This window comes from Streptomyces sp. NPDC059788 (genome assembly GCF_042732265.1).
GTDB lineage: Bacteria > Actinomycetota > Actinomycetes > Streptomycetales > Streptomycetaceae > Streptomyces.
In genome coordinates this window covers 1-26,258 of the sequence record NZ_JBHWHY010000049.1, presented here as the reverse complement: position 1 = coordinate 26,258, position 26,258 = coordinate 1, and the positions used below count along the sequence as shown (strand labels likewise).

The following is a 26,258-nucleotide window of genomic DNA, read 5'->3' as shown; positions in this document are numbered from 1 at the left end:
TTTGGCTTGGCGGTGTAGAACGGGAGGCGTGACGGCAATGGCTACTGGAACTCTCCGGCTCCGAAACGCGCCGGGCAGCCTCCGGTGAGCCGAGGGATGGCACGGGCACGCGACGTCCTGGTCCGTCGCCGGCCGCCGGACGACGGGCGGGACGACGCGCAGTCGCGCACCGTCCTGGACCAGGCCGCGCACGAGAACTTCCCGGTGGCGCCGTTCTTCCTGCCCCGCGCCTGGCGCCGGGACCTGATGGCCGTCTACGGCTTCGCCCGCCTCGTGGACGACATCGGCGACGGCGACCTGGCCCCCGGCGGCGGCGACGCCGCCCGGCTCGGGCTGGACCCCGAACAGGAAGCGGACGACCCCTTGGCCCTGCTCGACGCGCTGGAGGCGGACCTGTACCGCGTCTTCAGCGACCGGGCGCCCGGTCCGCTGCACCCCCTGATGCGGCGCCTCGGCCCGACCGTACGCAGCTGCGGTCTGACCCCCGAGCCCTTCCTGGGGCTGATCGAGGCCAACCGGCAGGACCAGCGGATCGGCCGCTACCCGACCTACGGCGACCTGCTCGCCTACTGCGAGCTGTCCGCCAACCCCGTCGGCCGGCTCGTCCTCGGCATCACCGGCACCGCCAGCCCCGAGCGCGTCCGCCGCTCGGACGCCGTCTGCACCGCGCTGCAGATCGTCGAGCACGTCCAGGACGTCGCCGAGGACCTGACCCGGGACCGCGTCTACCTCCCGGCCGAGGACATGAAACGCTTTGGTGTCACGGAAGCGGACCTCGCCGCCCCGACAGGGGGCGCTTCGGTGCGCGCACTGATCGCGTACGAGGCGGAACGCGCCCGTGAACTGCTGAATGAAGGCACCCCGCTGGTGGGTAGCGTCCACGGCAGGCTCAAGCTGCTGCTCGCCGGTTTCGTCGCCGGCGGACGCGCCGCACTTCAGGCGGTCGCGGCCGCCGACCACGACGTACTCCCTGGACCGCCCAAGCCGACCAAGCTCAGCCTGCTGCGCGAGGTGGGGGCGACATTGCGAAGAGAGGGGTGAGTCGGACCGTGGAGGACATCGCACACGCGTCCGCGCCGGTACTCGCTGCGTACCGTTATTGCGAGGCCGTGACCGGGCAGCAGGCACGTAACTTCGCCTACGGCATCCGGCTGTTGCCGGCCGACAAGCGGCAGGCCATGTCGGCGCTCTACGCCTTCTCGCGCCGGGTCGACGACATCGGCGACGGCCCGCTCCAGGACGCCGCCAAGCAGCAGCGGCTGGAGGAGACCCGGACCCTGCTCGGCCGGATCAAGGACGGCGCGGTCGACGAGGACGACACCGACCCGGTGGCGGTCGCGCTGTCCGACGCCGCCCGGCGCTTCCCGATCCCGCTCGACGGGCTCGACGAACTGATCGACGGCGTCCTGATGGACGTACGCGGCGAGACGTACGAGACCTGGGACGACCTGAAGGTCTACTGCCGCTGTGTCGCGGGCGCGATCGGACGGCTCTCCCTGGGGGTGTTCGGCACCGTACCCGGCGCACCGGACACCGCACGCGCTGCCGAATACGCCGATACGCTCGGGCTGGCCCTGCAACTGACCAATATCCTGAGAGATGTTCGCGAGGACGCGGGAAACGGCCGTACGTATCTCCCCTCCGACGACCTCGCCAAGTTCGGCTGCGCGGTGGGCTTCCACAGTCCGGTCCCGCCGCCAGGCTCGGACTTCACCGGACTTGTCCACTTCGAAGTCAGGCGTGCCCGCGCCCTGTTCGACCAGGGCTTCAGGCTGCTGCCGATGCTCGACCGGCGCAGCGGCGCCTGCGTGGCCGCCATGGCCGGCATCTACCACCGCCTGCTCACCCGGATCGCGGCCGACCCGGAAGCCGTACTGCGCGGGCGGGTGTCGCTGCCCGGCCGGGAGAAGGCGTTCGTGGCGGTGCGCGGCCTGTCGGGCTTCGACGCGCGGGCGATCGGCCGCCGCCAGGCGGCCAGGGCGGCGGGCCGCTCGCCCGCGAGGAGGCGCGGATGACGGGGCCGGCGACGGGTGAGGGCGACGAGCCCTGCTCAGGGCCACTGCCACGGTCCAAGCGGTGGGCAACCCTCCGCCGGACCGCTGCGTCCCTGACACCAGTAATCAGGGAGGGCGAATGACATCGCACACGATGCGGCCCGACCGGCACGATGCACATGAGGCAGGCCGTCCCGATGGGGCGGCTGCGGTGGTCATTGGGGGCGGTCTCGCCGGTATCACGGCAGCGCTGGCGCTGGCCGACGCGGGGCTGCGCGTCACCCTCGTCGAGGGCCGGCCCCGGCTGGGCGGCCTGGTCTTCTCCTTCCGCCGCGAGTCCGCGGCGGGGGAGCTGACCGTCGACAACGGACAGCACGTCTACCTGCGCTGCTGCACCGCCTACGACTGGTTCCTCGGCCGGGTCGGCGGGCGCGGCCTGGTGCCCCTCCAGGACCGGATGGACGTCCCGGTGCTGGACGCCGAAGGGCTGCGGCTGGGGCGGCTGCGGCGCACCGCGCTGCCCGTACCGCTGCACCTGGCGAAGAGCCTGGCCACCTACCCGCACCTGTCGCTCGCCGAGCGGGCGAACGTCGGCCGCGCCGCGCTGGCGCTGAAGAAGCTCGACCCCGAGGACCCGGAGCTGGACGGCGTCGACTTCGGCTCCTGGCTGGCCCGGCACGGCCAGTCGCCGCGTGCCGTCGAGGCGCTGTGGGACCTGGTCGGCGTCGCGACGCTGAACGCGCGGGCCGGTGACGCCTCCCTCGGCCTGGCCGCCAAGGTCTTCAAAACCGGTCTGCTCTCCGACAACGGCGCCGCCGACATCGGCTGGTCGCGGGTGCCGCTCGGCGAGGTGCACGACATGCTCGCCCGCGAGGCCCTGGAGAAGGCGGGCGTCCGCGTCGAGCTGCGTACCCGCGCGAGCGCCCTGGCCCGCGCCGAGGACGGGACCTGGCGGGTGACGGTCGAGAACGGACCGCACGGCCGCGAGCAGCTTGAGGCCGGAACGGTCGTGACGGCCCTGCCGCAGCGCGAGACGCACGGCCTGCTGCCCGACGGCAGTCTCGACGACCAGGACCGGCTGCTGGACATCGGCACGGCCCCGATCCTGAACCTGCATGTCGTCTACGACCGGCCGGTGCTCAAGCTGGGGGCGCCCCCCGGACCGTCAGGTCCGCCGAGGGGGACGTTCTTCGCGGCGCTCGGCTCGCCGGTGCAGTGGGTCTTCGACCGTACGGAGGCCTCCGGCCTCGCCGCGCTGCCCGGCGGCGCGGGCAGCCAGTACCTGGCCGTGTCGCAGTCCGCCGCGCAGGACGAGATCGACCGGCCGGTGGCCGAGCTGCGCGAACGCTACCTGCCGGAGCTGGAGCGGCTGTTGCCCGCCGCGCGCGGCGCCGGTGTCCGCGACTTCTTCGTCACCCGCGAACGCACCGCGACGTTCGCCCCCGACCCGGGCGTCGGCCGGCTGCGGCCCGCCGCCCGCACCAGGACTCCCGGCCTGTACCTGGCCGGCGCGTGGACCGCCACCGGGTGGCCCGCGACCATGGAAAGCGCTGTTCGCAGCGGCCTCGGCGCCGTTCGCGAGGCACTCACCGAACTCGGCTTCCCCCAGGGCCAGTTGCCCCAGGAGGTGGCATGACCACGAGTACGAGCGCTCGCACGAGCACGAGAACCGGAAACAGAGGAGAAACCGTGCACCCGGCTTCCCCAGCTATCGACACCGAGAGCGTCACCGCGCTGCTGGAGCGCGGGCGGCAGCTCGCCACTCCCGTGCTGCGTGCCGCCGTAAACCGGCTCGCGCCTCCCATGGACACCGTCGCCGCGTACCACTTCGGCTGGATCGACGCGGCCGGCCGGCCGGCGGACGGCGACGGCGGCAAGGCCGTACGCCCCGCTCTCGCGCTGCTGTCGGCGCAGGCCGCCGGACAGCCGCCGGAGGTCGGCGTGCCCGGCGCGGTCGCCGTGGAACTGGTCCACAACTTCTCGCTGCTGCACGACGACCTGATGGACGGCGACGAGCAGCGCCGCCACCGTGACACGGTCTGGAAGGTGCACGGCCCGGCCCAGGCCATCCTGGTCGGCGACGCGCTGTTCGCCCTCGCCAACGAGATACTGCTGGAGCTGGGCACGGTCGAGGCCGGCCGCGCCACCCGCCGGCTGACCGTGGCCACCCGCAAGCTCATCGACGGCCAGGCCCAGGACATCTCCTACGAGCACCGCGAGCGGGTCACCGTCGAGGAGTGCCTGGAGATGGAGGGCAACAAGACGGGCGCGCTGCTCGCCTGCGCCGTCTCCATCGGCGCCGTCCTCGGCGGCGCCGACGACCGCACCGCCGACATCCTGGAGCGCTACGGCTACCACCTCGGCCTCGCCTTCCAGGCCGTCGACGACCTGCTCGGCATCTGGGGCGACCCGGAGGCCACCGGCAAGCAGACCTGGAGCGACCTGCGGCAGCGCAAGAAGTCCCTGCCGGTCGTCGCCGCCCTGGCGGCCGACAACCCCGCCGCCGAGCGGCTCGCCGGCATCCTCGCCGCGGACGCGAAGAAGAGCGAGGACGAGATCGCCGACTTCACCGAGGAGGAGTTCGCCTCCCGCGCGGCCCTCATCGAGGAGGCCGGCGGCCGCGAGTGGACCTCCCAGGAGGCCCGCCGCCAGCACACCACCGCCATCGCCGCACTGGACGAGGTGGACATGCCCGCACCGGTCCGCGCGCAGCTCGTCGCGCTCGCGGACTTCGTCGTCGTACGAGAGAGATGATCACTATCGAGCCGATCTAGATCGCAGTCGCCGGCCGGTGTCTCCCCTGGCCGCGGTCGCGGGCCCCGCCCCCGGCCCCGGGCCGAGGACCCAGGCACCGGCTGACGGAATCCCTGAGCACGCTTCACAGAGTTCACTGCAGAAGGGGAAGCCATGACAGCGACGACCGACGGAAGCACCGGGGCGCTGCCGCCCCGTGCCCCCTCGGCCGGCGACGCCACCGCCGAGCACACCGAGAACGACCCGGCCGCCCCGCAGAGCACGGCCACCGCCGCCCGCCGTGCCACGGCCCGCGCCACCGACTACCTGCTGTCCGTCCAGGACGAGGCGGGCTGGTGGAAGGGCGACCTGGAAACCAACGTCACCATGGACGCCGAGGATCTGCTGCTGCGGCAGTTCCTGGGAATCGGCGACCGGCGCACCACCGAGGCCGCCGCCCGCCACATCCGCGGCGAGCAGCGCACCGACGGCACCTGGGCCACCTTCCACGGCGGCCCAGGCGAACTGTCCGCCACCATCGAGGCGTACGTCGCCCTGCGGCTGGCCGGCGACGAGCCGGACGCCGCCCACATGGCCAGGGCCGCAGCCTGGATCCGCGAGCACGGCGGCGTCGCCGCCTCCCGTGTCTTCACCCGCATCTGGCTGGCGCTGTTCGGCTGGTGGAAGTGGGCGGACCTGCCCGAGCTGCCGCCCGAGCTGATCTACTTCCCGAAGTGGTTCCCGCTCAACATCTACGACTTCGGGTGCTGGGCGCGGCAGACGATCGTGGCACTGACGATCGTCTCCGCCCTGCGGCCGGTACGGCCCGCGCCGTTCGCGCTGGACGAGCTGCACACCGACCCGGCCCGCCCGAATCCGCCACGGCCGCTCGCCCCCGTCACCAGCTGGGACGGCCTCTTCCAGCGGCTGGACAAGGGCCTGCACGGCTACCGGAAGGTGGCCGTGCGGGGGCTGCGCCGTGCGGCCATGCGGGCCGCCGCGAGCTGGATCGTCGAGCGCCAGGAGAACGACGGCTGCTGGGGCGGCATCCAGCCCCCGGCCGTGTACTCGGTCATCGCGCTGCACCTGCTCGGATACGACCTCCGGCACCCGGTGCTGCGCCAGGGCCTGGAGTCGCTGGACCGTTTCGCCGTATGGCACGAGGACGCGGACGGCGCTCCCGTCCGCATGATCGAGGCATGCCAGTCCCCGGTCTGGGACACCTGCCTCGCCGCCATCGCGCTCGCCGACGCCGGCCTGCCCGCCGACCACCCGCGCCTGGTCAAGGCGGCCGACTGGATGCTCGGCGAGCAGATCCGCCGCCCCGGCGACTGGAGCGTCCGCAGGCCGCAACTGCCCTCCGGCGGCTGGGCGTTCGAGTTCGAGAACGACAACTACCCGGACATCGACGACACCGCCGAGGTCGTCCTCGCGCTGCGCCGCATCCAGCATCCCGACCCCGAGCGGGTCGAGGCCGCCGTACAGCGCGCCGTGCGCTGGAACCTGGGGATGCAGTCCAAGAACGGGGCCTGGGGCGCCTTCGACGCCGACAACACCAGCCCGTTCCCCAACCGGCTGCCGTTCTGCGACTTCGGCGAGGTCATCGACCCGCCGTCGGCCGACGTCACCGCCCACGTCGTGGAGATGGCCGCCGACCTCGGCATGACGCACGACGCGCGGGTACGCCGCGGCATCCGCTGGCTACTGGCCGAACAGGAGCCGGACGGCTCGTGGTTCGGGCGCTGGGGCACCAACTACGTCTACGGCACCGGCTCGGTGCTCCCGGCGCTGGCCGCCGCGGGCATCCCGGCCTCGCACCCCGCGGTCCACCGCGCCGTGCGCTGGCTGGAGCGCGTCCAGAACGAGGACGGCGGCTGGGGCGAGGACCAGCGCTCCTACCGGGACAAGGCATGGGCGGGCCGCGGCGAGTCGACCGCCTCGCAGACGGCGTGGGCGCTGATGGCGCTGCTCGCGGCCGGCGAGCGGGACAGCGCGGCGGTCGAGCGCGGGGTGCGCTGGCTGGCCGACACCCAGCGTGCCGACGGCTCCTGGGACGAGCCCTACTTCACCGGTACGGGCTTCCCCTGGGACTTCTCGATCAACTACCACCTGTACCGGCAGGTCTTCCCGCTGACGGCCCTCGGCCGCTACGTCAACGGCGGACCGGTCGGCGCGTCCCAGGGGGCCTGATGCCACGGTCGCGCAGCGGGGGCGCCGCCCGGGACGGCCGGCAGGGCCTGCCGGAAGGGCCGCCGCCGCTGCTGGTCGCCTGCGCGCTCGGCATCGAGCGCTTCGCGCTGCGCGGCGGCGACCGCGGCGGCGCGGGCGCGCCCGTCGTCATGCTCCGTACGGGCATGGGCCCGCGCGCGGCGTCGGACGCCGTCACCCACGCGCTGCGCGGCGGCTCCGTCACCGAACGGGCGCCGGTCGTCGCCACCGGCTTCTGCGCCGGCCTCGTCGCCGGCATGCGGCCCGGGGACGTGGTCGTGGCCGAGGCGGCCCGCGGGCATCTGCCGGGCGCGCCGGACGTGCCCTGCTCCGACAACGGCCCGCTGCTGCGAGCCCTCAAGGAGCGCGGCGTGACCGTGCACACCGGCCTGCTGCGCGGCTCGGACCACGTCGTACGCGGCGCGGAGCGGGCCGGGCTGCGGGCCCAGGGCGCCGTCGCGGTGGACATGGAGTCCGCCGCGACGCTGGAGGCCGCGACGCGCGACGGCGCGCGTCCGGTTGCGGCCGTACGGGTGATCGTGGACGCTCCAGAACATGAACTTGTCCGAATCGGTACTTTGCGCGGTGGAATGTCGGCCTTTCGTGTGCTGCGCTCCATCCTTCCTGTCTTCTTCGAATGGCACCGTTCCTTGCTGCTCCCCAGGAGGTGAGCCAGATGGCCATGCCGCTCCGTCAGTCCATCCGGGTCGGTACGTATCTCTTTGAACAGAAAGTGCGCAAGCGGGATAAATTCCCGCTCATCGTGGAACTGGAACCGCTCTTCGCGTGCAACCTCAAATGCGAGGGCTGCGGGAAGATCCAGCACCCGGCCGGGGTGCTGAAACAGCGGATGCCGGTCGCGCAGGCGGTCGGCGCGGTACTGGAGTCCGGCGCGCCGATGGTTTCCATCGCGGGCGGCGAGCCCCTGATGCACCCGCAGATCGACGAGATCGTGCGGCAGCTGGTGGCCAAGCGGAAGTATGTTTTTCTCTGCACCAACGCCATGCTGCTGCGCAAGAAGCTGGACAAGTTCACCCCCTCGCGCTACTTCGCCTTCGCGGTGCACATCGACGGGATGCGCGAGCGGCACGACGAGTCCGTGGCCAAGGAAGGCGTCTTCGACGAGGCGGTGGAGGCCATCAAGGAAGCCAAGCGGCGCGGCTTCCGGGTCACCACCAACTCCACCTTCTTCAACACCGACACCCCGCAGACCATCATCGAGGTGCTCAACTTCCTCAACGACGACCTCCAGGTCGACGAGATGATGCTCTCGCCCGCCTACGCCTACGAGAAGGCCCCCGACCAGGAGCACTTCCTCGGCGTCGAACAGACCAGGGAACTGTTCAAGAAGGCCTTCGCGGGCGGCAACCGGCGCCGCTGGCGGCTCAACCACAGCCCGCTGTTCCTGGACTTCCTGGAGGGCAAGGCGGACTTCCCCTGCACGGCCTGGGCGATCCCCAACTACTCGCTCTTCGGCTGGCAGCGGCCCTGCTACCTGATGAGCGACGGGTACGTCCCCACGTACCGGCAGCTGATCGAGGAGACCGACTGGGACAAGTACGGCCGCGGCAAGGACCCGCGCTGCGCCAACTGCATGGCGCACTGCGGCTACGAGCCCACCGCCGTCCTCGCCACGATGGGCTCCCTGAAGGAGTCCCTGCGCGCCGCCCGCGAAACCGTCGCAGGAAACCGCGGGTGACGTGATGAACAGGGGAGAGCCTCCCGGAGGCGGCGCCGCCTCCGGGACCGGTGTCGCACTGGGGCTGCCCGAGGTACCGGCCCGGCCACTGGCCCGGCGGCGCGACTCGCGCCGTATCCAGGTCGGGCCGGTGCCGGTGGGCGGCGGCGCGCCGATATCGGTGCAGTCGATGACCACGACCAACACGGCCGACGTCGGTGCGACGCTCCAGCAGATCGCCGAGCTGACGGCGTCCGGCTGCCAGATCGTCCGGGTCGCCTGCCCCTCGCAGGACGACGCGGACGCGCTGCCGGTCATCGCGAAGAAGTCGCAGATCCCGGTCATCGCGGACATCCACTTCCAGCCGAAGTACGTGTTCGCCGCGATTGACGCGGGCTGCGCGGCGGTCCGGGTCAATCCGGGCAACATCCGGCAGTTCGACAACCGGGTGAAGGAGATCGCCAAGGCGGCCTCCGACGCCGGGGTGCCCATCCGGATCGGGGTCAACGCCGGTTCGCTGGACAAGCGCCTGCTGGAGAAGTACGGCAAGGCCACGCCCGAGGCGCTGGTGGAGTCGGCGCTGTGGGAGTGCTCGCTCTTCGAGGAGCACGGTTTCCGGGACATCAAGATCTCGGTCAAGCACAACGACCCGGTCGTGATGGTCAACGCGTACCGCCGGCTCGCCGCGCAGTGCGACTATCCGCTGCACCTGGGGGTGACCGAGGCGGGCCCGGCCTTCCAGGGCACGATCAAGTCGGCGGTGGCCTTCGGGGCGCTGCTGAGCGAGGGCATCGGCGACACCATCCGCGTCTCGCTGTCCGCTCCGCCGGCCGAGGAGGTCAAGGTCGGTCTCCAGATCCTGGAGTCGCTGAACCTGCGTCCGCGCCGCCTGGAGATCGTCTCGTGCCCGTCCTGCGGGCGGGCCCAGGTGGACGTGTACAAGCTCGCCGACGAGGTCACCGCGGGCCTGGAGGGCATGGAGGTGCCGCTGCGCGTCGCGGTCATGGGCTGTGTCGTCAACGGTCCGGGCGAGGCCCGGGAGGCGGACCTCGGCGTCGCGTCCGGCAACGGCAAGGGCCAGATCTTCGTCAAGGGCGAGGTCATCGCGACCGTGCCCGAGTCGAAGATCGTCGAGACGCTCATCGAGGAGGCCATGAAGATCGCGGCAGGCATGGAGTCCGAGGGAGTGGTGCCAGGCACCCCCGACGTCACCGTCAGCTGAACCCGAGAAGGCTGGACCCATGGAGGGGGACCGAGCATGTCGATGCTGGAACAGATCCGCCACCCGCGCGACCTCAAGGAGATTCCCGGGGAGGCCCTCGGCACACTCGCCGAGGAGATCAGGCAGTTCCTCGTGCACGCGGTGGCGCGCACCGGCGGCCACCTGGGACCCAACCTGGGCGTGGTCGAGCTGACCATCGCCCTGCACCGGGTCTTCGACTCGCCCGCCGACCGCATCCTGTGGGACACCGGGCACCAGTCGTACGTGCACAAACTGCTGACCGGCCGCCAGGACTTCTCCAAGCTGCGCGGCAAGGGCGGGCTGTCCGGCTACCCGTCCCGGGAGGAGTCCGACCACGACGTCATCGAGAACTCCCACGCCTCCACCGTCCTGGGCTGGGCCGACGGCCTGGCCAAGGCCAACCAGGTACGCGGCCGGGCCGACCACGTCGTGGCCGTCATCGGGGACGGCGCGCTGACCGGCGGCATGGCCTGGGAGGCCCTCAACAACATAGCCGCGGCCAAGGACCGCCCCCTCATCATCGTCGTCAACGACAACGAGCGCTCGTACGCCCCCACCATCGGCGGCCTCGCCAACCACCTCGCCACCCTGCGCACCACCGACGGCTACGAGCGCTTCCTCGCCTGGGGCAAGGAGGTCGTACAGCGCGCCCCCGTCGTGGGCCGCCCGCTGTACGAGTCGCTGCACGGCGCCAAGAAGGGCTTCAAGGACGCCTTCGCCCCGCAGGGCATGTTCGAGGACCTGGGCCTGAAGTACGTCGGGCCCATCGACGGCCACGACATCGCCGCCGTCGAGTCCGCCCTGCGCCGCGCCGCCCGCTTCCACGGGCCCGTCCTGGTCCACTGCCGTACGGAGAAGGGCCGCGGCTACCGGCCCGCGCTGGAGGACGAGGCCGACCGGTTCCACACGGTCGGCGCCATGGACCCGCTGACCTGCGCACCCGTCACACCGCCCGGCGCGCCGTCGTGGACCTCGGTCTTCGGCGACGAGATGGTCCGGATCGGCGAGGAGCGCCCGGACGTCGTCGCGATCACCGCGGCGATGCTCCAGCCGGTCGGCCTCGGCAAGTTCGCCGCGGCCTTTCCCGACCGTACGTGGGACGTGGGCATCGCCGAGCAGCACGCGGCGGTCTCGGCGGCCGGTCTGGCCACCGGCGGCCTGCACCCGGTCTTCGCGGTGTACGCCACCTTCCTCAACCGCGCCTTCGACCAGGTCCTCATGGACGTCGCGCTGCACAAGTGCGGTGTCACCTTCGTCCTCGACCGGGCCGGCGTGACCGGCACCGACGGACCCAGCCACAACGGCATGTGGGACCTGTCGGTCCTCAACGTCGTGCCCGGCCTGCGCATCGCCGCGCCCCGCGACGCCGACCAGCTGCGCGCCCAGCTGCGCGAGGCCGTCGACGTCGACGACGCGCCGACCGTGCTGCGCTTCCCGAAGGAGTCGGTGGGCGAACCGGTCCCGGCGCTGGAGCGGATCGGCGGCGTGGACGTACTGGCCCGCGGCGTGCGCGAGGACGTGCTGCTGGTGTCCGTCGGCGTGATGGCCCCGGTCTGCCTGGAAGCCGCGGAACTGCTCGCCGAGCGCGGCATCGGCGTCACCGTCGTCGACCCGCGGTGGGTCAAGCCCGTCGATCCCGCGATCGTGCGGCTGGCCGCCCGGCACGCCGCGGCGGCCGTCGTGGAGGACAACAGCCGCAACGGGGGCGTGGGCGCGGCCGTCGCCCAGGCGCTGCGCGACGCGGACGTGGACGTACCGCTGCGCACCTTCGGCATCCCCGAACAGTTCCTGGCACACGCCAAGCGCGGCGAGGTGCTCGCCGACATCGGGCTCACCCCGGCCGAGATCGCCGGCCGGATCAGCGCCTCCTTGGCCCGTAAGGAAGACGACTCGTGACGGAGAACGGCTCGTGAGCGGATTCGACCTGACCAAGCTGCTCGCCGAACGCGGCGCCGAGCGCTACGACCTGCACGCCAGGTACATCAACCACCAACTGCCGCGCATGCTGCACACCATCGGCTTCGACAAGGTCTACGAGCGGGCCGAGGGCGCGTACTTCTGGGACGCGGACGGCCAGGACTACCTCGACATGCTCGCCGGCTTCGGCGTGATGGGGCTGGGCCGCCACCACCCCGTCGTACGCCAGGCCCTGCACGACGTCCTCGACGCCCGGCTGGCCGACCTCACCCGCTTCGACTGCCAGCCGCTGCCCGGCCTGCTCGCCGAGAAGCTGCTCACCCACACCCCCCACCTGGACCGCGTCTTCTTCGGCAACAGCGGCACGGAAGCCGTCGAGACCGCCCTGAAGTTCGCCCGCTACGCCACCGGCAGACCCCGCGTCCTGTACTGCACCCACGCCTTCCACGGCCTGACCACCGGCTCCCTGTCGGTCAACGGCGAGGACGGCTTCCGCGACGGCTTCGCGCCGCTGCTGCCCGACACCGGTATCGAACTGGGCGACCTGGACGCGCTGGAACGGGAGCTGCGGCGCGGCGACGTGGCGGCGCTCATCGTCGAGCCCATCCAGGGCAAGGGCGTACACCCCACACCTCCCGGATTCCTGCGGGCCGCCCAGGAACTGCTGCACCGTCACAAGGCACTGCTGATCGCCGACGAGGTGCAGACCGGCCTGGGCCGTACCGGCGACTTCTTCGCCTACCAGCACGAGGACGGCGTCGCACCGGACCTGGTGTGCGTCGCCAAGGCGCTCTCCGGCGGCTACGTCCCGGTCGGCGCGACCCTCGGCAAGGACTGGATCTTCAAGAAGGTCTACTCGTCCATGGACCGCGTCCTCGTGCACTCCGCCAGCTTCGGCGCCAACGCCCAGGCGATGGCCGCGGGTCTGGCGGTCCTGACGGTCATGGAGGACGAACAGACCGTCGCCAACGCCCGCCACACCGGCGACCTGCTCCGTACGCGCCTCGCCGCCCTCACCGACCGCTACGAACTCCTCCACGACGTACGCGGCCGGGGCCTGATGATCGGCATCGAGTTCGGCCGCCCCAAGTCCCTGAAGCTCCGCGGCCACTGGACCATGCTCCAGGCCGCCCGCAAGGGCCTCTTCGCCCAGATGGTCGTCGTCCCCCTCCTCCAGCGCCACCGCATCCTCACCCAGGTCTCCGGCGACCATCTGGAGGTCATCAAACTCATCCCGCCCCTGGTGATCGGGGAACCGGAGGTGGACCGTTTCGTGACGGCGTTCACGGCGGTGATGGACGACGCGCACCAGGGCGGGGGACTGATGTGGGACTTCGGACGGACCCTGATGAAGCAGGCGTTGCAGGCGCGTTAGGGGGCGGCCGGGTCGGCGCCGGAAATCGCGGAGCCGGACGCCCGGGGCCGGACCGGCCGGACCCGCGCGCGGGGGTTTCAGTCCTCCAGGAGCTGCAGGCGCAGCCGCTCGCGGGTCTGGGGGGTCAGTTCGAGGCCCTCGCTCAGGTAGGTCTCGGTCGAGCCCCAGGTCGTCGCGATGGCGTCGAAGGCCGCGGACAGGTACTCGGCGCGGGCGTCGAAGAGCGGTGCGAGGAGTTCCATGACCTCGGGGGACATGCCGGCCGCCGAGTTGTCGGAGCGGCGCACCTTGTAGCGGCGGTGCGCGGCGTTGGACTCCAGGTAGTCGGCCTCGATGGCCTCCCGCTCGACGCCGACCGCGAGGAGCGTGACGGCGACGGACAGGCCCGCGCGGTCCTTGCCGGCCGCGCAGTGCATGAGGGCGGGAACGCTGTCCTCGGCGAGCGCGTGCAGGACGCGGCTGTGGTCGGCGGTGCGGGTGGTGACGATGGTGCGGTACGTCTCCGCCATCCGGTCCGCCGCCTTGCCGTCGCCCAGCGCCGTACGCAGGTGTCCCAGCTCGCCGTCGCGGACCATCGCCCAGAACTCGGCGCCGTCGGCCGGGTCGGTCAGCGGGATGTTCACGTTCCGTACGCCGGGCAGGGCGACGTCGGGGCCCTCCAGCTTGATGTCGGCGGCGTTGCGGAAGTCGAAGACCGTGTGCAGCCCGAGGCCGCCGAGGAAGGCCGCGTCCGCCTCGGTCGCCGACGCCAGGTGGCCGCTGCGGAACAGCCGGCCCGTGCGCACCCGTCGCCCGTCCACGGTCGGCAACCCGCCCACGTCACGGAAGTTGCGTACCTCCGCGAGCTCGGAGTCGGTCGACGGGACCTCCGGGGTCTGCTGCGTCACGGGCGCTCCTCGGGATCGGTCGCCGACGCTGCTCGTCGACGAGGCGGGCCACTTTGACGATACGACATCGGTGCAGCGCGCATTCGGGCCGGTCGCCGCGGGGCCGTGGGGCGGACGGTGGAGGGTGCGCGCGGGGCGTGCGGGACGCGGGGCGGGCGCCGTGGCGCGCAGCCGCGCCGGTCTCGCCGACGGACGGGGAACCCCGCCGCCGCCCCGGCCCTCACCGCCCCGCTGTCCGGCCGCCCGCACACCCCGCCGAACGGCCGGAAAGGGTCGCCGATCGCTCCCGCTCCTTATTCCGACTTGAGGAGAATTTGACCGGGTGGCATTAATCACCCCACGTCAAGCCCTGGTTACGGTGGCGTAAGTCACTTCCCGGGGTGAAGTATGTCCTGACGTGGCAGACGATTCGAAGAAGATGAGCAGTGGCGCATATGGCGCCATCGGGTCGTACGCAGCCGTCGGGGACAGCTTCACCGAGGGAGTCGGGGATCCCGGCCGTGACGGGGCGTACATCGGCTGGGCGGACCGGCTGGCGGTTCTGCTGTCGGACCGGCGCGAGGAGGGCGAGTTCCGCTACGCGAACCTCGCGGTCCGCGGGCGCCTGCTGGACCAGGTCGTCACGGAGCAGGTGCCGCGGGCCAGGGAGCTGGCTCCCGACCTGGTGACGTTCTGTGCCGGCGGCAACGACATCCTGCGGCCGGGGTCGGACCCGGACGCGGTGGCCGAGCGGTACGAGGCGGCCGTCGCCGACCTGCGGGAGAAGGTCGGCACCGTCCTGCTGTGCACCGGGTTCGACACCCGCGGCATTCCGGTGCTGCGGCATCTGCGCGGCAAGATCGCGACCTACACCGCCCATGTACGGGCGATCGCCGACCGGCACGACTGCCTGGTCCTGGACCTGTGGTCGCTGAAGTCCGTACAGGACCGGCGGGCCTGGAGCGACGACCGGCTCCACCTGTCGGCGGACGGGCACACCCGGGTGGCGCTGCGCGCCGCGCAGGTGCTGGGTCTGGAGGTGCCGGCCGACCCGGACCAGGCCTGGCCGCCGGAGACGGAGCGCACCGCCGCCGAGGCGCGCCGGGACAACATCCACTGGGCGCGCGAGCACCTGGTGCCGTGGATCGGCCGCCGTCTGCGCGGTGAGTCCTCCGGCGACCACGTCGAGCCGAAGCGGCCCGACCTGCTTCCTCTGTAGAACCTCCGCTGTGGAGAGACCGACGCCCCGGCGTCGCCCCCGCCGCCCGCCGAAGACGCGCGGGCGGCGGTTTCAGTGGGTGGCGGGGTGCCCGTAGGGGAGGTCGGCCCAGACGGTGCGGCCGCGGCCGGTGGGGCCGGGGCGCACGCCCCAGCTCTCGGAGAGGGCGCCGACGAGGAACAGTCCCCGCCCGCACTCCTTGTCCACGCTGCCGGGCTGGATGTGCGGCGCCGGGCCGCCCCTGCCCTGGTCGGTGATCTCCACGCGCAGGAACGCGCCGACGAGCGTCAGTTCGCAGTCGACCTTGTCGCTGTCGGTGTGCCGTACGGCGTTGGTGAACAACTCCGACACCACCAACTCGGCGTCGTCACAGACCTGTTCTGCCGCGCCCCACTCGTGCAGCACAGCGAGAACACGTCTGCGCGCCTCCGGTACGGAGGTGCGGCGCGCCGGCAAGTGGAACGCGTCCCGGAGACGCTCGGCGATGAAGCCGCCACAGCGCCCTAACGAAGGAGCGTTGTTGGAGGAAGCCACTCCGCAACTATGTGCGATGTTGGTCACCGATGGCAAGGATCAATGTGTAATTTGCAGAATCGCAAGCGCAGTCTGTTCGCTCTGCTGACGGCATGACACACTGCTGATCACTCATGTTGGTGGGAGGGGATCAGAAGTGGCGGATGCACGGTCGGGTGGCGCTCCGACCGTCCTGCGGGTGGTGCTCGGCAAGAGGCTGCAGGACCTGCGCGAGAAGGCGGGGCTGTCCTACGAGCAGGCGGCCGTCGCCCTCGATGTCACGCACGCCACCGTACGGCGCATGGAGAAGGCCGAGGTCGGCCTGAAGATCCCGTACGTGGAGAAGCTGCTGGCGACCTACGGCGTCACCGACCGGGACGAGATCGACGGCTTCCTCAAGCTGGCCCGCGAGGCCAACCGCCCGGGCTGGTGGCACAACTTCCGGGACGTGCTGCCCGAGTGGTTCAGCGCGTACGTGAGCCTGGAGAGCGAGGCCAACCTCATCCGCGGCTACCAGCCCCACTACGTACCGGGGCTGCTGCAGACCGAGGAGTACGCCCGCGCCGTCCTGCGCGCCGGCAAGCCGCACGCGGCGCGCGAGGAGATCGACCGCGCGGTCGCGCTGCGCATGGAGCGGCAGTCGCTGCTCACGCGCGCGGACGCGCCCATGTACTGGGTGGTCATGGACGAGACGGTCTTCCGGCGCCCGATCGGCGGGCCGCGCGTGATGCGCGACCAGGTCGCGCGGCTGGCCGAGGCCACCACCCTGCCCAACGTCCGGCTGCAGATCATTCCGTTCGCCGCCGGGCCGCACCCTTCGATGTACGGGCCGTTCCACATCTTCCGGTTCCCGATCCCGGAACTGCCCGACATCGCGTACGCGGAGAACCTGGTGGGCGCCGTGTACTTCGACCAGCGCGACGACGTCTCGCAGTTCCTGGAGGCACTGGACCGGATGTGCGCCCAAGCCGCGCCGGCACAGACCACCGAGGCCCTTCTGGGCGGCTTTCGCAAGGAGATCTGAACCATGGATCGCATACGCATCTACAACGGAATGCCCGCGACGGAGCTGGGCAGCGACGGCTGGCACAAGCCGTGGAGCGGCGGCAACGGCGGCGAATGCGTGGAGGCGCTGCGGCTCGGGGACGGGCGGGTGGCGCTGCGCCAGTCCACCGACCCCGGCGGCCCGGCCCTGATCTACACCCACCGCGAGATCAAGAGCTTCATCGAGGGCGCGAAGGCGGGCGCGGCCGACTTCCTGCTCACCGCGGCACCGTGCGGGTGCGGCTGCGGAACCGACCGGAGGACGGCGTGAAGGAAACGGAGTTCTCCCGGGCCGCGATGGGCTCGTGGGACGAGGACGGCTCGCAGGGGCTCCAGGACGCGGCCGCCTTCAAGGCCGACGAGATCGACACCAGCAAGCCGCATCCGGCCCGGATGTACGACTACTACCTGGACGGCCGGGACAACTACGAGGTCGACCGGGAGGCCGCGCGGCGCGTCATCGCGGTGCACCCGCAGGTACGGCTGAGCGCCCGCGCCAACCGGGCCTTCCTGCACCGCGCCGTGCGCGAGGTGGTCGCCGGGGGCATCCGGCAGATCATCGACATCGGTACGGGCATCCCGACCTCGCCCAACACCCACGAGGTGGCCCGCGAGGCGGCGCCCGGCGTACGCGTCGTGTACGTGGACAACGACCCGATCGTCGCCACGCACGCGGGCGCGCGGCTGACCACCACCGAGGACACCGGCTTCGTGCTGGCCGACGTGCGTGACCCGCAGGCCCTCCTCGACCACCCGACCGTGCGCGAGCTGATCGACTTCGACCAGCCGGTGGCGCTGCTGCTGGTGGCCGTTTTGCACTTCGTCCGCGACGACGAGGACCCGGCGGGCATCGTCGCCACCCTGGCGCGCGCCCTGCCCGCCGGCAGCGTCCTCGTCCTGTCCCACGCCACCGGCGAGCCGTACGAGGCGTACGAGCAGGGCCGCACGGACGAGCGGGCGCGGGACGGCGTGCTGGACGTCTACAAGAACGCGACGGCCACCTTGAACCTGCGGACCAGGGCCCAGGTCGAGCCGCTCTTCGGACCGTTCGAACTGCTGGATCCGGGTGTGGTGCGGGTGCCGCTGTGGCGCCCGGACGGGCCGCCCCCGGGCCCGGCGGAGCTGAACAACATCATCTTCTACGGCGGGGTGGGCCGGAAGAAGAGCTGAGCACGCCGCGCTCGCGGCCCCGCGGGGCGTCCAAGTGCCCGGTGGCGGACGGCGGTTGACAGGGCCGTCCGGCCGAGAAGAAGGTGTAAGACCTCGGACGGGCAGCAGCACGGTGGCCCCGCGGCCGTGCCGACAGCGGTGACGGCGTGCGCGGTCGCCCGAGTGGCGGGACGGGGTGGGGCAGTGGTGCGCAGGACCGACACCGGCACGCGGGAGCGGCACGCGGTCGTCATCGGCGGCGGGCTCGCCGGGATGCTCGCGGTCACCGCCCTGCTCGGGCGCGTGGACGCGGTCACCGTGATCGAACGGGACCGCTACCCGGCCGGACACGCCTTCCGCAAGGGCGTACCACAAGCCCGCCACCTGCACGTCTTCCTCAGCGGCGGCCTGCGCGCCCTGGAGAGCCTGCTGCCCGGCACGGTCCAGGCCCTCACCGACGCCGGCGCGCGCACCCTGTACCCGCCGCGTGACCTGCTCACCCGTACGGCCACCGGGTGGCAGCGCCGCTTCGACGAGCGCCGCCACGGGTGCCTGTCGGTCACCCGCCCGGTGATCGACGGCGTCGTACGGGACCGCGTGCTGCGGGCGGCGGCCGGATCGGCAACCCGCCTGGACGTGCTGGAGGCGACCGAGGCGGTCGGCCTGACCGGTGACGCCCGGCGGGTCACCGGCGTCCGTGTACGGGTGCGCGGCGAGCGCGGGCGGGCCGCCGGTACGGCCGGGCGGGTCGTGCCCGCCGCGTTCGTCGTGGACGCCTCCGGGCGCACCTCGAAGGCCCCGCAGTGGTACGCCGAGCTGGGCCGCGCCGCGCCGCGCGAGGAGACCGTGGACGCCGGTATCGCCTACGCGACCCGGATGTTCCGGCCCACCGGCCCCGCCGGCGCCCCGGACATGGGCATCAACATCCCCGGCTGGCCCGGATGCCCGCGCGGCGCCGTGTACGTACCGGTCGAGGGCGGCACCTGGCTGCTGACCGCCGCGGGCGTCCGCGGCCACCACCCGCCGACCGACGACCAGGGCTTCGCCGACTTCACCGCCACGATCGGCGACCCGTACATCCACCGCCTGCTGCCGCACCTCGAACCGGTCTCGCCCGTATACGGCTTCCGCGACACCTCCAACCGCCGGCGGCACTACGAGCGGCCGGGCGCCGTCCCCGAGGGCTTCGTCGTCATCGGCGACGCGAGCTGCACCTACAACCCGATCTACGGGCAGGGCATGTCGGTGGCCGCGCTCGGCGCGCGGGCGCTGCGCCGGGTCCTGGACTCCGGAGGCGGGCTGCGGCCCGGCCTCGCGGCCCAGGCGCAGCGCGCGATGGCCGGCGCCGCCGACGCCGCCTGGATCACCGCGGTCGGCGCCGACCGCCCGTACGCGAGCGCCGAGGACGCCCGCGCGGGACTCGGCGAACGGCTGGCCACCTGGTACATGCGGCGGCTCACCATCCGGGCCACCGTCGATCCCGTCCTCGGCGCCGCCTTCCGCGACGTCTTCTGCCTCACCGCGCCGCCGTCCCGCCTGATGGCCCCGCGCACGGTCCTGCGCACCGTCCTCCTGCCGTTCCGCCCCGGCCCCGGCGCCCCGCCGACCGTCGTGGAACCGCTGCACCCGGCGGCCTGACGGCACGGGGCGGAGGCGCGGCTGTACGGGCGGGCCGCGGCCCCCGCGTGGGCCGCGCCCCCGCGCAACGCGCGCTGGGCGCGGCGTCGCCCGCACCGTTGGGCCCGCACCGTTGGGCCTGCCAAGGAATGCCGGGACCGGCCGAGTGGTTCTGTACGGGCAGGGAACACGTGTCGTGTCCGGGCGTCGCGATCTCCGCGGCCGGAGCCACGAGGCCCGGACGCCGACGTGCCGGAACCCGACGCAGCGGCGGTCCGTTCACTGCGCGGCGACCTGATGACAGCGCTACCGTCCCACCCTGGAGGTGCCGTGCCCGGCTCCCGACCCCGCAGTGCGACCCAGCCCGCTTCACGCTCCGCAGGGCGGCTCGCACTGCGCCGTCCCGCCGCTTTCGGCGCCTGGCCGACGGGGGAGCGGCTGGCGCGGATACGGCGGTCCCCGCAGTTCGTCGACGGCCAGTTCCGCAATCCCGTACCGACCCGGCAGCTGGTGGAGGGCTCCGCGCTGTCCGTGGCTCGTATGCAGCTGAGCCGTGAGGGCCGGCTGCGCCGGGCACCGGTCGGCCGCATCCCCGTGCACCGCCCGACCGCTGCGGACTGGGGCGAGCCGCCCGCCTCCGGCCTGCGGCTGACGTGGATGGGGCATTCCAGCGTGCTCGCCGAGATCGACGGGCACCGGGTCCTGTTCGACCCGGTCTGGGGCGAGCGCTGCTCACCGTTCACCTGGGCCGGGCCGCGGCGGCTGCACCCGGTGCCGCTGCCGCTCGGCGCGCTGGGCCCGGTCGACGCCGTGGTGATCTCGCACGACCACTACGACCATCTGGACATGCCGACGATCAAGGCCCTGATCCGTACGGGCACCCGCTTCGTCGTACCGCTCGGCATCGGCGCCGACCTCGAACTGTGGGGCGTCCCCGCGGCGCGCATCACCGAACTGGACTGGCGGGAGTCCACGGCCGTCGGTGAGCTGACGCTCACCGCGACGCCCGCCCAGCACTTCTGCGGCCGGGGGCTGCGCGGCCCGCAGCACACCCTGTGGGCCTCCTGGGTGGTGGCCGGCCCGGTGAACCGCGTCTTCCACAGCGGCGACACCGGCTACTTCCCCGGCTTCGCCGAGATCGGCGCCGAGCACGGCCCGTTCGACGCGACGATGATCCAGATCGGGGCCTACAGCGAGTTCTGGCCGGACATCCACATGACCCCCGAAGAGGGCGTGCGCGCCCACCTGGACCTGCAGGGCGGCCGGCCGGACGGCCTGATGCTGCCGATCCACTGGGGCACCTTCAACCTGGCGCCGCACCCATGGGCGGAGCCCGCCGAACGAAGCATGTACGCCACCCGCGCCGCCCACGTCCCCTGCGCCATCCCCGTCCCGGGCCGGCCCTTCGAGCCCGCCGACGAGGCCGTGGTGGAGCCCTGGTGGCGCACCGTGGCCCTGCCGCCGGTGTATGGCTGGCCGGCCTGGCCCGCCGTGGCGTCGGCCGTCGGCGCCTTTGAAGCGGCGGGGTGAGGGCGAGGGCGGGAGCCGGTCGCGGCGCTGCTGCCGTAGACATGGCGGACCTGTTCGCACCCGCATGCGAGGGGACCGCGAAAGCGCGTTCGTACGGCCTTGTGCTCGTCCGAACTCCGTAGGCCGGAGATAGTGACTGACGCAGCGGCATGAGGTCAGACTGGGACCAAGCCATCGTGCGCTCCTCCGGTCGAACCGCCCGTTCATCAGGGGATACGCGCGATGGCCTGCCCGTGTTCGGGACGCCGCGCACCGGCCGTGGGCGGCGCCCCGGGCAGTCATCCGCGCGTTCCCGCGGTCGCTGGGCCACACCCTTCGCGGGACGCGAGCTGGAGGGTGGGAGGTGTCCCCCTTGGAGCAGGAACCCGATGCGTTCTCATGCTTCGTGCGGGAGGTCCGACCGACATTGCGACGCCGCGCCTATTCGCTGTGTCGGGACTGGCACGAGGCCGATGATCTGGTGCAGCAGACCCTCATCAAGATCTACCGCCGGTGGAACGACCTCGACCGGCACGACGAGATCGTCACCTATACGCGGACGGTCATGGTCCATACGTTCATCAGCGGACGCCGCGCGCATCGCTGGTCGCGCGAAGTCCTCACCGACCGATTACCCGAACCCAGCCCCCGGGCCGCCGACCAGGAGCGCTGCGGTGACCTGTCTCTTCTGGTCGGCGCCCTCGCCCAACTCGGCGCCCGCCAGCGCACGGTGATCGTCCTGCGCTTCTGGGCGGACCTGACCGCGGAGCAGACCGCGGTCAGTCTGGGGTGTTCGAGCGCCACCGTCCGCAGCCAGACCTCTCGCGCGCTGGGGAGGCTCCGTACGATTCTCGATCAGGAATTTCCTGCACCGTCCCCGCCGCGGGACTGAGTCCGCGGTGGCCGGCGCGCCGTGACGGCGCGGGCCGGCCGGGTATGCCGGAGGGAGGCGGTACGTGTGGGCCGGAGAGACCTGGGGCTCCGGCGGCCTGCGCGTCCGCGACGGGAGCAAGAGAGTACGGGAGTACGGGAGTACGGGAGTACGGGCGCTGGTGTATCTGGAGCGCTCCGGCGCCGTCTGGTACGTGTCGCCGCAACCGCCATCGCGACGAAGTCCATGCCGACGGTGAGCGCGCCCTCCTGGACGCAGGGCGATCGAACGCCCACTCCACGCCCGTCCATAAGGAACTGATCATGAAGTCTGTCGCAGTTGTCGGAGCAGGCGTCGCAGGCCCGACCGTGGCGATGGCCCTGCAGCGAGCGGGGTTCGAGCCCAGCATCCACGAGTCGCACGCGCGCGGCGCGGACGACGTCGGAGCGTTCGTCATCCTGCACGTCAACGGGATCGACGCGCTACGGGCGATCGACGCCGACACCTGCCTGGACGGTCTGGGGTTCGACACCCCGCGTATGCGCTTTCGCAGCGGAACCGGACGCTCCCTGGGCGTGGCCGGTACGGGGATGCCGCTGGCGGACGGAACGGTCGGGCGCACGCTGCGCCGGACCGATCTCTACAGCGCGCTGCGCGACGAGGCGATCCGGCGCGGCATCCCGGTCGAGTACGGCCGGCGCCTGGTCGGTGTGAGCAGCCGGAAGACCGGCGTCGTGGCCGAGTTCGCGGACGGGACCACGCACGAGAGCGATCTGCTCGTCGGGGCGGACGGCATCAGGTCCACGGTGCGCGCGCTCATCGACCCGGCCGCTCCGCCGTCGCGCTACGTCCCCAACCTCTACATCAGCGGATACGCGCGGACGGGGGCGGTCGACGCCACGCCCGGGGAGTACCAGATGGTGTTCGGCCGCAAGTGCTTCTTCGGCTACACCGTGGCGCCGGACGGCGAGATCTGGTGGTTCGCCAATCCGCCGTACCCGAACGAGCCGAGTCCGCGGGAACTGCGGGAGCTGGGCAGCGCGCACTGGCGGGCGAGGCTCGCCGACCTGCTCCGGGTGGACCCCGGGCCCGCTCGGCGCATCGTGGAAGCCACCCGGCACGACCTCGCCGCCTGGCCGGTCTACGACATTCCGACGGTCCCGCACTGGCACCGCGACCGCATGATCGTCATCGGCGACGCGGCACACGCGACGTCGCCGGCCGCGGGGCAGGGGGCGTCGATGGCCATCGAGGACGCGGTCGAACTGGCCCGCTGCCTGCGTGACGCGCCCGGCCACCAGCAGGCGTTCGCCGCGTACGAGAAGCTGCGCCGCGAACGGGTGGAACGCGTCGTGGCCACCGGCGCGAAGTGGTCGAATTCCAAGACGGTGGGACCCGTCACGCGGATGATCCGGGACGCCGTCATGCCCTTCATGATCAAGCATTACGCGGGGGACGGCGGCGCCTCGCTCGGCTGGATGCATCACCACCACATCGTCTGGGACGAACGGGTCCCGGCCCGCCCGTAGTCCGCCCTGTGGGGAAGGGCCCGCGCCGGCCTCCCGCCGGGGGCGCGGGCCCCGTCGCGCTGCTTTCCGGCGCACGGCCCCGATGTGACGGGGCGTCGCCCGCGATCGTCGTGATCCGGTCAAACCTTCGCCCCGCAGCCCCTCTTCTCCCCTCGGGCCCTTGCTTCGGCGCATCTACTCTCGCGAGAATAGTCGCGTGTCATCTATGCGCATCTTCATCCTCGGAGTGCTGTCCGAACGTGGCCCGATGCACGGCCACCAGATTCGGCTCCTGTCCGAGGAGGAGCACCTGGACCTGTGGACCGACATCACGATCGGAGGGCTTTACGGAGCCATCAAACGCCTCGCGGCGGAGGGCTTGATCGAGGAGGAACGGACGGAGCAGGTCGGCTCGTACCCGCAACGCAAGGTGTGGCGGATCACCGAGGCCGGCGCGCAGTCCCTGTCGTCGCTCCGGCTGAGCGGCCTGAGCGAGATCGTGCACCACCCCGACCCCTTCGACCTCATCCTCACCCGGCTCGATCCGGATCACCTCGACGATCTGCCCACCATCATCGAGGCCCGGGTCACGTCGCTGAAGGCGATGCTCACCGAATACGAAGCACACTCCCAAGTGATCGCCCGCTATCTGACCCTCGCGGAATCACTCGCCATGCGGCACCGGCTCGTCCGATTGCAGGCAGAGATCTCCTGGCACGAACAACTGGTGGACCGGCTACCCGAATTGATCAAGGACGAAAGGACTCGGAGGGGCCTGCATGACTGACCACCGTGAAGCGACGGTCGCGCCGCGTTCCGCCTGGCTCGCGCTCGCCGTGCTGTTGGCCGGCGCGTTCATGGCGTTATTGGACAGCACCATCGTCAACATCGCCATTCCCACCATCCACACCAGTCTGGGCGCCTCGGAGTCCACCCTGTCGTGGGTGATATCCGGCTATATGCTCGCCTACGGGCTGGCGCTGGTCCCCGCGGGACGCATGGGCGACCGCTACGGCCACAAACCGGTCTTCATCGTCGGACTGATCCTGTTCACCGTCTTCAGCGCGGCGTGCGCGTTCGCGCAGAACGACGTACAGCTCATTCTCGCCCGCATCGCCCAAGGGCTCTCGGCGGGCATCTTCTACACCTGCATCACCGCGCTCATCCAGCTGATGTTCCCCGGGAAACTCCGCGGCAAGGCCCTCGCGGTCATGGGGGCGGCCATCGGCTTCTCCAGCGCCATGGGGCCGCTCGCGGGCGGCCTGATCATCGAGGGCTTCGGCGCGGAGCACGGCTGGCGCTACATCTTCGGCGTCAACCTGCCGATCGGCGTCATCGCCGCCTTCTTCGCGTTCCGGCTGCTGCCCACCTACAGCAGTACCAGGGAGGACGGCAGGTCGGACTGGGGCGGCCTCATCCTCCTCACCGCCGGTCTGGGCGCCATCCTCGTCCCGCTCATCCAGGGCGAGGAGCAGGGCTGGCCGCTGTGGGTCTACGTCCTGATGGCCTGCGGTGTGCTGCTGATCGTCGGTTTCGCCCTGTGGGAGCGCCGGGTGGCCGGCCGCGGCGGCAACCCGATGGTCCCGCCGCGGCTGTTCAAGAGCCGGGCCTTCACCAGCGGCGTCGTCCTGGCCCTGGTCTACTTCGCCGCGTTCACCAGCATCTTCTTCACCATCGCGCTGCTCTGGCAGGCCGGACTGGGCGCGTCGGCCCTGGAGACGGGTCTCCTGCTGATGGCGTTCGCGGTCGGCACCATCGTCGGTGCCGCGCAGAGTGAACCGCTCGCCGCCCGCTTCGGGCGCTCGGTGCTCATCATCGGCCTGGGCCTCGTGACGCTGAGCCTGACCGCGATCCTGACCATCCTGGCGGTCGCGTCGCCCGCCGACCTCAGGGGATGGCCGCTGATCGCGCCACTGCTCTTCGGCGGCATCGGCAGCGGGCTCTTCATCCCGTCCAACATGGACTTCATCGTGGCGACCGTCGCGCGCGAGGAAGCCGGGTCGGCCAGCGGCGTCATCGGCAGCATGCAGCGGGTCGGCAGCGCCATCGGTATCGCCGTGGCCGGACGCGTACTGTTCGACACCCTCGACTTCACCTCCGGCGGCTCCCCGGCCCAGGTCTTCTCCCGGAGTGCCACCTTCGCCATGGCCGTCAGCGTCGCCTTCGCGGTGCTCGCCTTCGCGTTCGTCTTCGCGCTGCCCAAGCACAGTGCCGGGGAACCGGACACCGTGCCGGAAACGCCGCACCGGCGGGAGTCCTCGACGGCGCGAGAAGGCGGCTGACCGCGAAAGGAGTGACCCGTCATGTCACGCAACCGCATCGTCGCCTGGCACCTTGAGTTACAAAGCGTGCACCACCGCCTGGAGAAGGCCCTGGAAGATGCCCGCGGTGCCATTCGCGCCGGTAAGCGCGTCCAGACTCTGGCGCCCGAACTCCGGGGATTCTGCTACAACTTCTGCTCCGCGCTGGGGAGTCACCACCGGAGCGAGGACGCCGAGTTCTTTCCGGTCCTGCTGAAGCAGATGCCGGAGCTGGAACCTGCCATCACCGCGCTGACCTACCATCACCAGGTCCTCGCGCAGCTCCTCGACGACTTCCAGGCGAGCCTGGACTCGGCGGACGCCGCTCCGCGGCAGCTGCTCAAACAGCTCAACACCATCAAGTCCGTCATGAAGACGCATTTCGGCGCCGAGGAGCGGTCACTGAACTACGCCCTGCGCGTGCTCGACGCTCCGGTGAGCGACGCGCCCAGGATGTTCGGTGACGTCTGACGCCGCCCGGGCGGAGCCCGCGCGCCGCCGGCCGACCAGGGCC

General features: G+C 71.8%; 23 protein-coding genes. 21 read left to right on the top strand and 2 right to left on the bottom strand.

Annotation, left to right across the window (positions count from 1 at the left end):
• Positions 1-96: 96 nt before the first annotated feature.
• The 10 genes from hpnC (at position 97) to ACFV57_RS33515 (ending at position 13,148) form a co-directional block, all read left to right on the top strand.
• Positions 97-1,041, top strand: a complete 945-nt coding sequence (gene hpnC / locus ACFV57_RS33560; protein ID WP_385239949.1) for a squalene synthase HpnC — start codon at positions 97-99, stop codon at positions 1,039-1,041.
• Positions 1,038-2,015: a presqualene diphosphate synthase HpnD gene (gene hpnD / locus ACFV57_RS33555; RefSeq protein ID WP_385239947.1), complete on the top strand. Its 978-nt coding sequence runs from the start codon at positions 1,038-1,040 to the stop codon at positions 2,013-2,015. Before hpnC ends, hpnD begins: the two co-directional genes overlap by 4 nt.
• Before the next feature lie 133 nt (positions 2,016-2,148).
• The gene (hpnE, locus tag ACFV57_RS33550) at positions 2,149-3,630 is read left to right on the top strand and encodes a hydroxysqualene dehydroxylase HpnE (RefSeq protein ID WP_385240031.1); all 1,482 of its coding nucleotides are present in this window, start codon (positions 2,149-2,151) and stop codon (positions 3,628-3,630) included.
• Positions 3,627-4,748, top strand: a complete 1,122-nt coding sequence (locus ACFV57_RS33545; RefSeq protein WP_385239945.1) for a polyprenyl synthetase family protein — start codon at positions 3,627-3,629, stop codon at positions 4,746-4,748. The genes hpnE and ACFV57_RS33545 overlap by 4 nt, the downstream gene beginning before the upstream one ends.
• A gap of 153 nt (positions 4,749-4,901) precedes the next feature.
• Positions 4,902-6,917 carry a squalene--hopene cyclase gene (shc, locus tag ACFV57_RS33540; RefSeq protein WP_385239943.1) on the top strand — a complete coding sequence of 672 codons (2,016 nt, stop codon included), beginning with the start codon at positions 4,902-4,904 and terminating at the stop codon, positions 6,915-6,917.
• Positions 6,917-7,606, top strand: coding sequence for a 1-hydroxy-2-methyl-2-butenyl 4-diphosphate reductase (locus ACFV57_RS33535; RefSeq protein ID WP_385239941.1), 690 nt, complete (start codon positions 6,917-6,919; stop codon positions 7,604-7,606). The genes shc and ACFV57_RS33535 overlap by 1 nt, the downstream gene beginning before the upstream one ends.
• A 5-nt stretch (positions 7,607-7,611) precedes the next feature.
• Positions 7,612-8,634, top strand: a complete 1,023-nt coding sequence (gene hpnH, locus ACFV57_RS33530; RefSeq protein WP_385239939.1) for an adenosyl-hopene transferase HpnH — start codon at positions 7,612-7,614, stop codon at positions 8,632-8,634.
• A gap of 4 nt (positions 8,635-8,638) precedes the next feature.
• Positions 8,639-9,835: a flavodoxin-dependent (E)-4-hydroxy-3-methylbut-2-enyl-diphosphate synthase gene (gene ispG / locus ACFV57_RS33525; RefSeq protein ID WP_385239937.1), complete on the top strand. Its 1,197-nt coding sequence runs from the start codon at positions 8,639-8,641 to the stop codon at positions 9,833-9,835.
• Positions 9,836-9,871: 36 nt separating this feature from the next.
• Positions 9,872-11,752, top strand: a complete 1,881-nt coding sequence (gene dxs / locus ACFV57_RS33520) for a 1-deoxy-D-xylulose-5-phosphate synthase (protein WP_385239935.1) — start codon at positions 9,872-9,874, stop codon at positions 11,750-11,752.
• Between the two features lie 13 nt (positions 11,753-11,765).
• Entirely contained in the window at positions 11,766-13,148 is a 1,383-nt protein-coding gene (locus ACFV57_RS33515; RefSeq protein WP_385239933.1) for an aspartate aminotransferase family protein, read from the top strand.
• Between the two features lie 77 nt (positions 13,149-13,225).
• Here ACFV57_RS33515 and ACFV57_RS33510 read toward each other — a convergent pair whose 3' ends face one another.
• Complete coding sequence (locus ACFV57_RS33510; RefSeq protein ID WP_385239931.1) at positions 13,226-14,035, bottom strand: tyrosine-protein phosphatase; 810 nt, start codon at positions 14,033-14,035, stop codon at positions 13,226-13,228.
• A 397-nt stretch (positions 14,036-14,432) separates the two neighbouring features.
• On the opposite strand from ACFV57_RS33510, the gene ACFV57_RS33505 reads away from it, so the two are divergent.
• Positions 14,433-15,233, top strand: a complete 801-nt coding sequence (locus ACFV57_RS33505) for an SGNH/GDSL hydrolase family protein (protein ID WP_385239929.1) — start codon at positions 14,433-14,435, stop codon at positions 15,231-15,233.
• A 72-nt stretch (positions 15,234-15,305) separates the two neighbouring features.
• Here ACFV57_RS33505 and ACFV57_RS33500 read toward each other — a convergent pair whose 3' ends face one another.
• Entirely contained in the window at positions 15,306-15,689 is a 384-nt protein-coding gene (locus ACFV57_RS33500; RefSeq protein WP_385240029.1) for an ATP-binding protein, read from the bottom strand.
• 214 nt (positions 15,690-15,903) lie between these two features.
• Here ACFV57_RS33500 and ACFV57_RS33495 point away from each other — a divergent pair, with 214 nt between their 5' ends.
• The 10 genes from ACFV57_RS33495 (at position 15,904) to ACFV57_RS33450 (ending at position 26,215) form a co-directional block, all read left to right on the top strand.
• On the top strand, positions 15,904-16,770 hold the full coding sequence (locus tag ACFV57_RS33495) for a helix-turn-helix domain-containing protein (RefSeq protein ID WP_385239927.1): 867 nt from the start codon (positions 15,904-15,906) through the stop codon (positions 16,768-16,770).
• Positions 16,771-16,773: 3 nt separating this feature from the next.
• Complete coding sequence (locus tag ACFV57_RS33490) at positions 16,774-17,061, top strand: DUF397 domain-containing protein (protein WP_030023883.1); 288 nt, start codon at positions 16,774-16,776, stop codon at positions 17,059-17,061.
• Between the two features lie 26 nt (positions 17,062-17,087).
• Complete coding sequence (locus ACFV57_RS33485; RefSeq protein WP_385240027.1) at positions 17,088-17,960, top strand: SAM-dependent methyltransferase; 873 nt, start codon at positions 17,088-17,090, stop codon at positions 17,958-17,960.
• A gap of 252 nt (positions 17,961-18,212) precedes the next feature.
• Positions 18,213-19,577: an NAD(P)/FAD-dependent oxidoreductase gene (locus ACFV57_RS33480; protein WP_385240025.1), complete on the top strand. Its 1,365-nt coding sequence runs from the start codon at positions 18,213-18,215 to the stop codon at positions 19,575-19,577.
• Between the two features lie 309 nt (positions 19,578-19,886).
• Positions 19,887-21,086 carry an MBL fold metallo-hydrolase gene (locus ACFV57_RS33475; protein ID WP_385239925.1) on the top strand — a complete coding sequence of 400 codons (1,200 nt, stop codon included), beginning with the start codon at positions 19,887-19,889 and terminating at the stop codon, positions 21,084-21,086.
• Between the two features lie 352 nt (positions 21,087-21,438).
• Entirely contained in the window at positions 21,439-21,957 is a 519-nt protein-coding gene (locus ACFV57_RS33470; protein WP_385239923.1) for a SigE family RNA polymerase sigma factor, read from the top strand.
• 302 nt (positions 21,958-22,259) lie between these two features.
• Positions 22,260-23,465, top strand: coding sequence for an FAD-dependent oxidoreductase (locus ACFV57_RS33465; protein ID WP_385239921.1), 1,206 nt, complete (start codon positions 22,260-22,262; stop codon positions 23,463-23,465).
• 205 nt (positions 23,466-23,670) lie between these two features.
• The gene (locus ACFV57_RS33460; RefSeq protein WP_385239919.1) at positions 23,671-24,231 is read left to right on the top strand and encodes a PadR family transcriptional regulator; all 561 of its coding nucleotides are present in this window, start codon (positions 23,671-23,673) and stop codon (positions 24,229-24,231) included.
• Positions 24,224-25,726 carry an MFS transporter gene (locus ACFV57_RS33455; RefSeq protein ID WP_385239917.1) on the top strand — a complete coding sequence of 501 codons (1,503 nt, stop codon included), beginning with the start codon at positions 24,224-24,226 and terminating at the stop codon, positions 25,724-25,726. The genes ACFV57_RS33460 and ACFV57_RS33455 overlap by 8 nt, the downstream gene beginning before the upstream one ends.
• Positions 25,727-25,747: 21 nt before the next feature.
• Positions 25,748-26,215 (top strand): hemerythrin domain-containing protein, encoded by a 468-nt coding sequence (locus tag ACFV57_RS33450; protein WP_385239915.1) that lies wholly within the window; start codon positions 25,748-25,750, stop codon positions 26,213-26,215.
• The last annotated feature ends 43 nt before the right edge of the window (positions 26,216-26,258 follow it).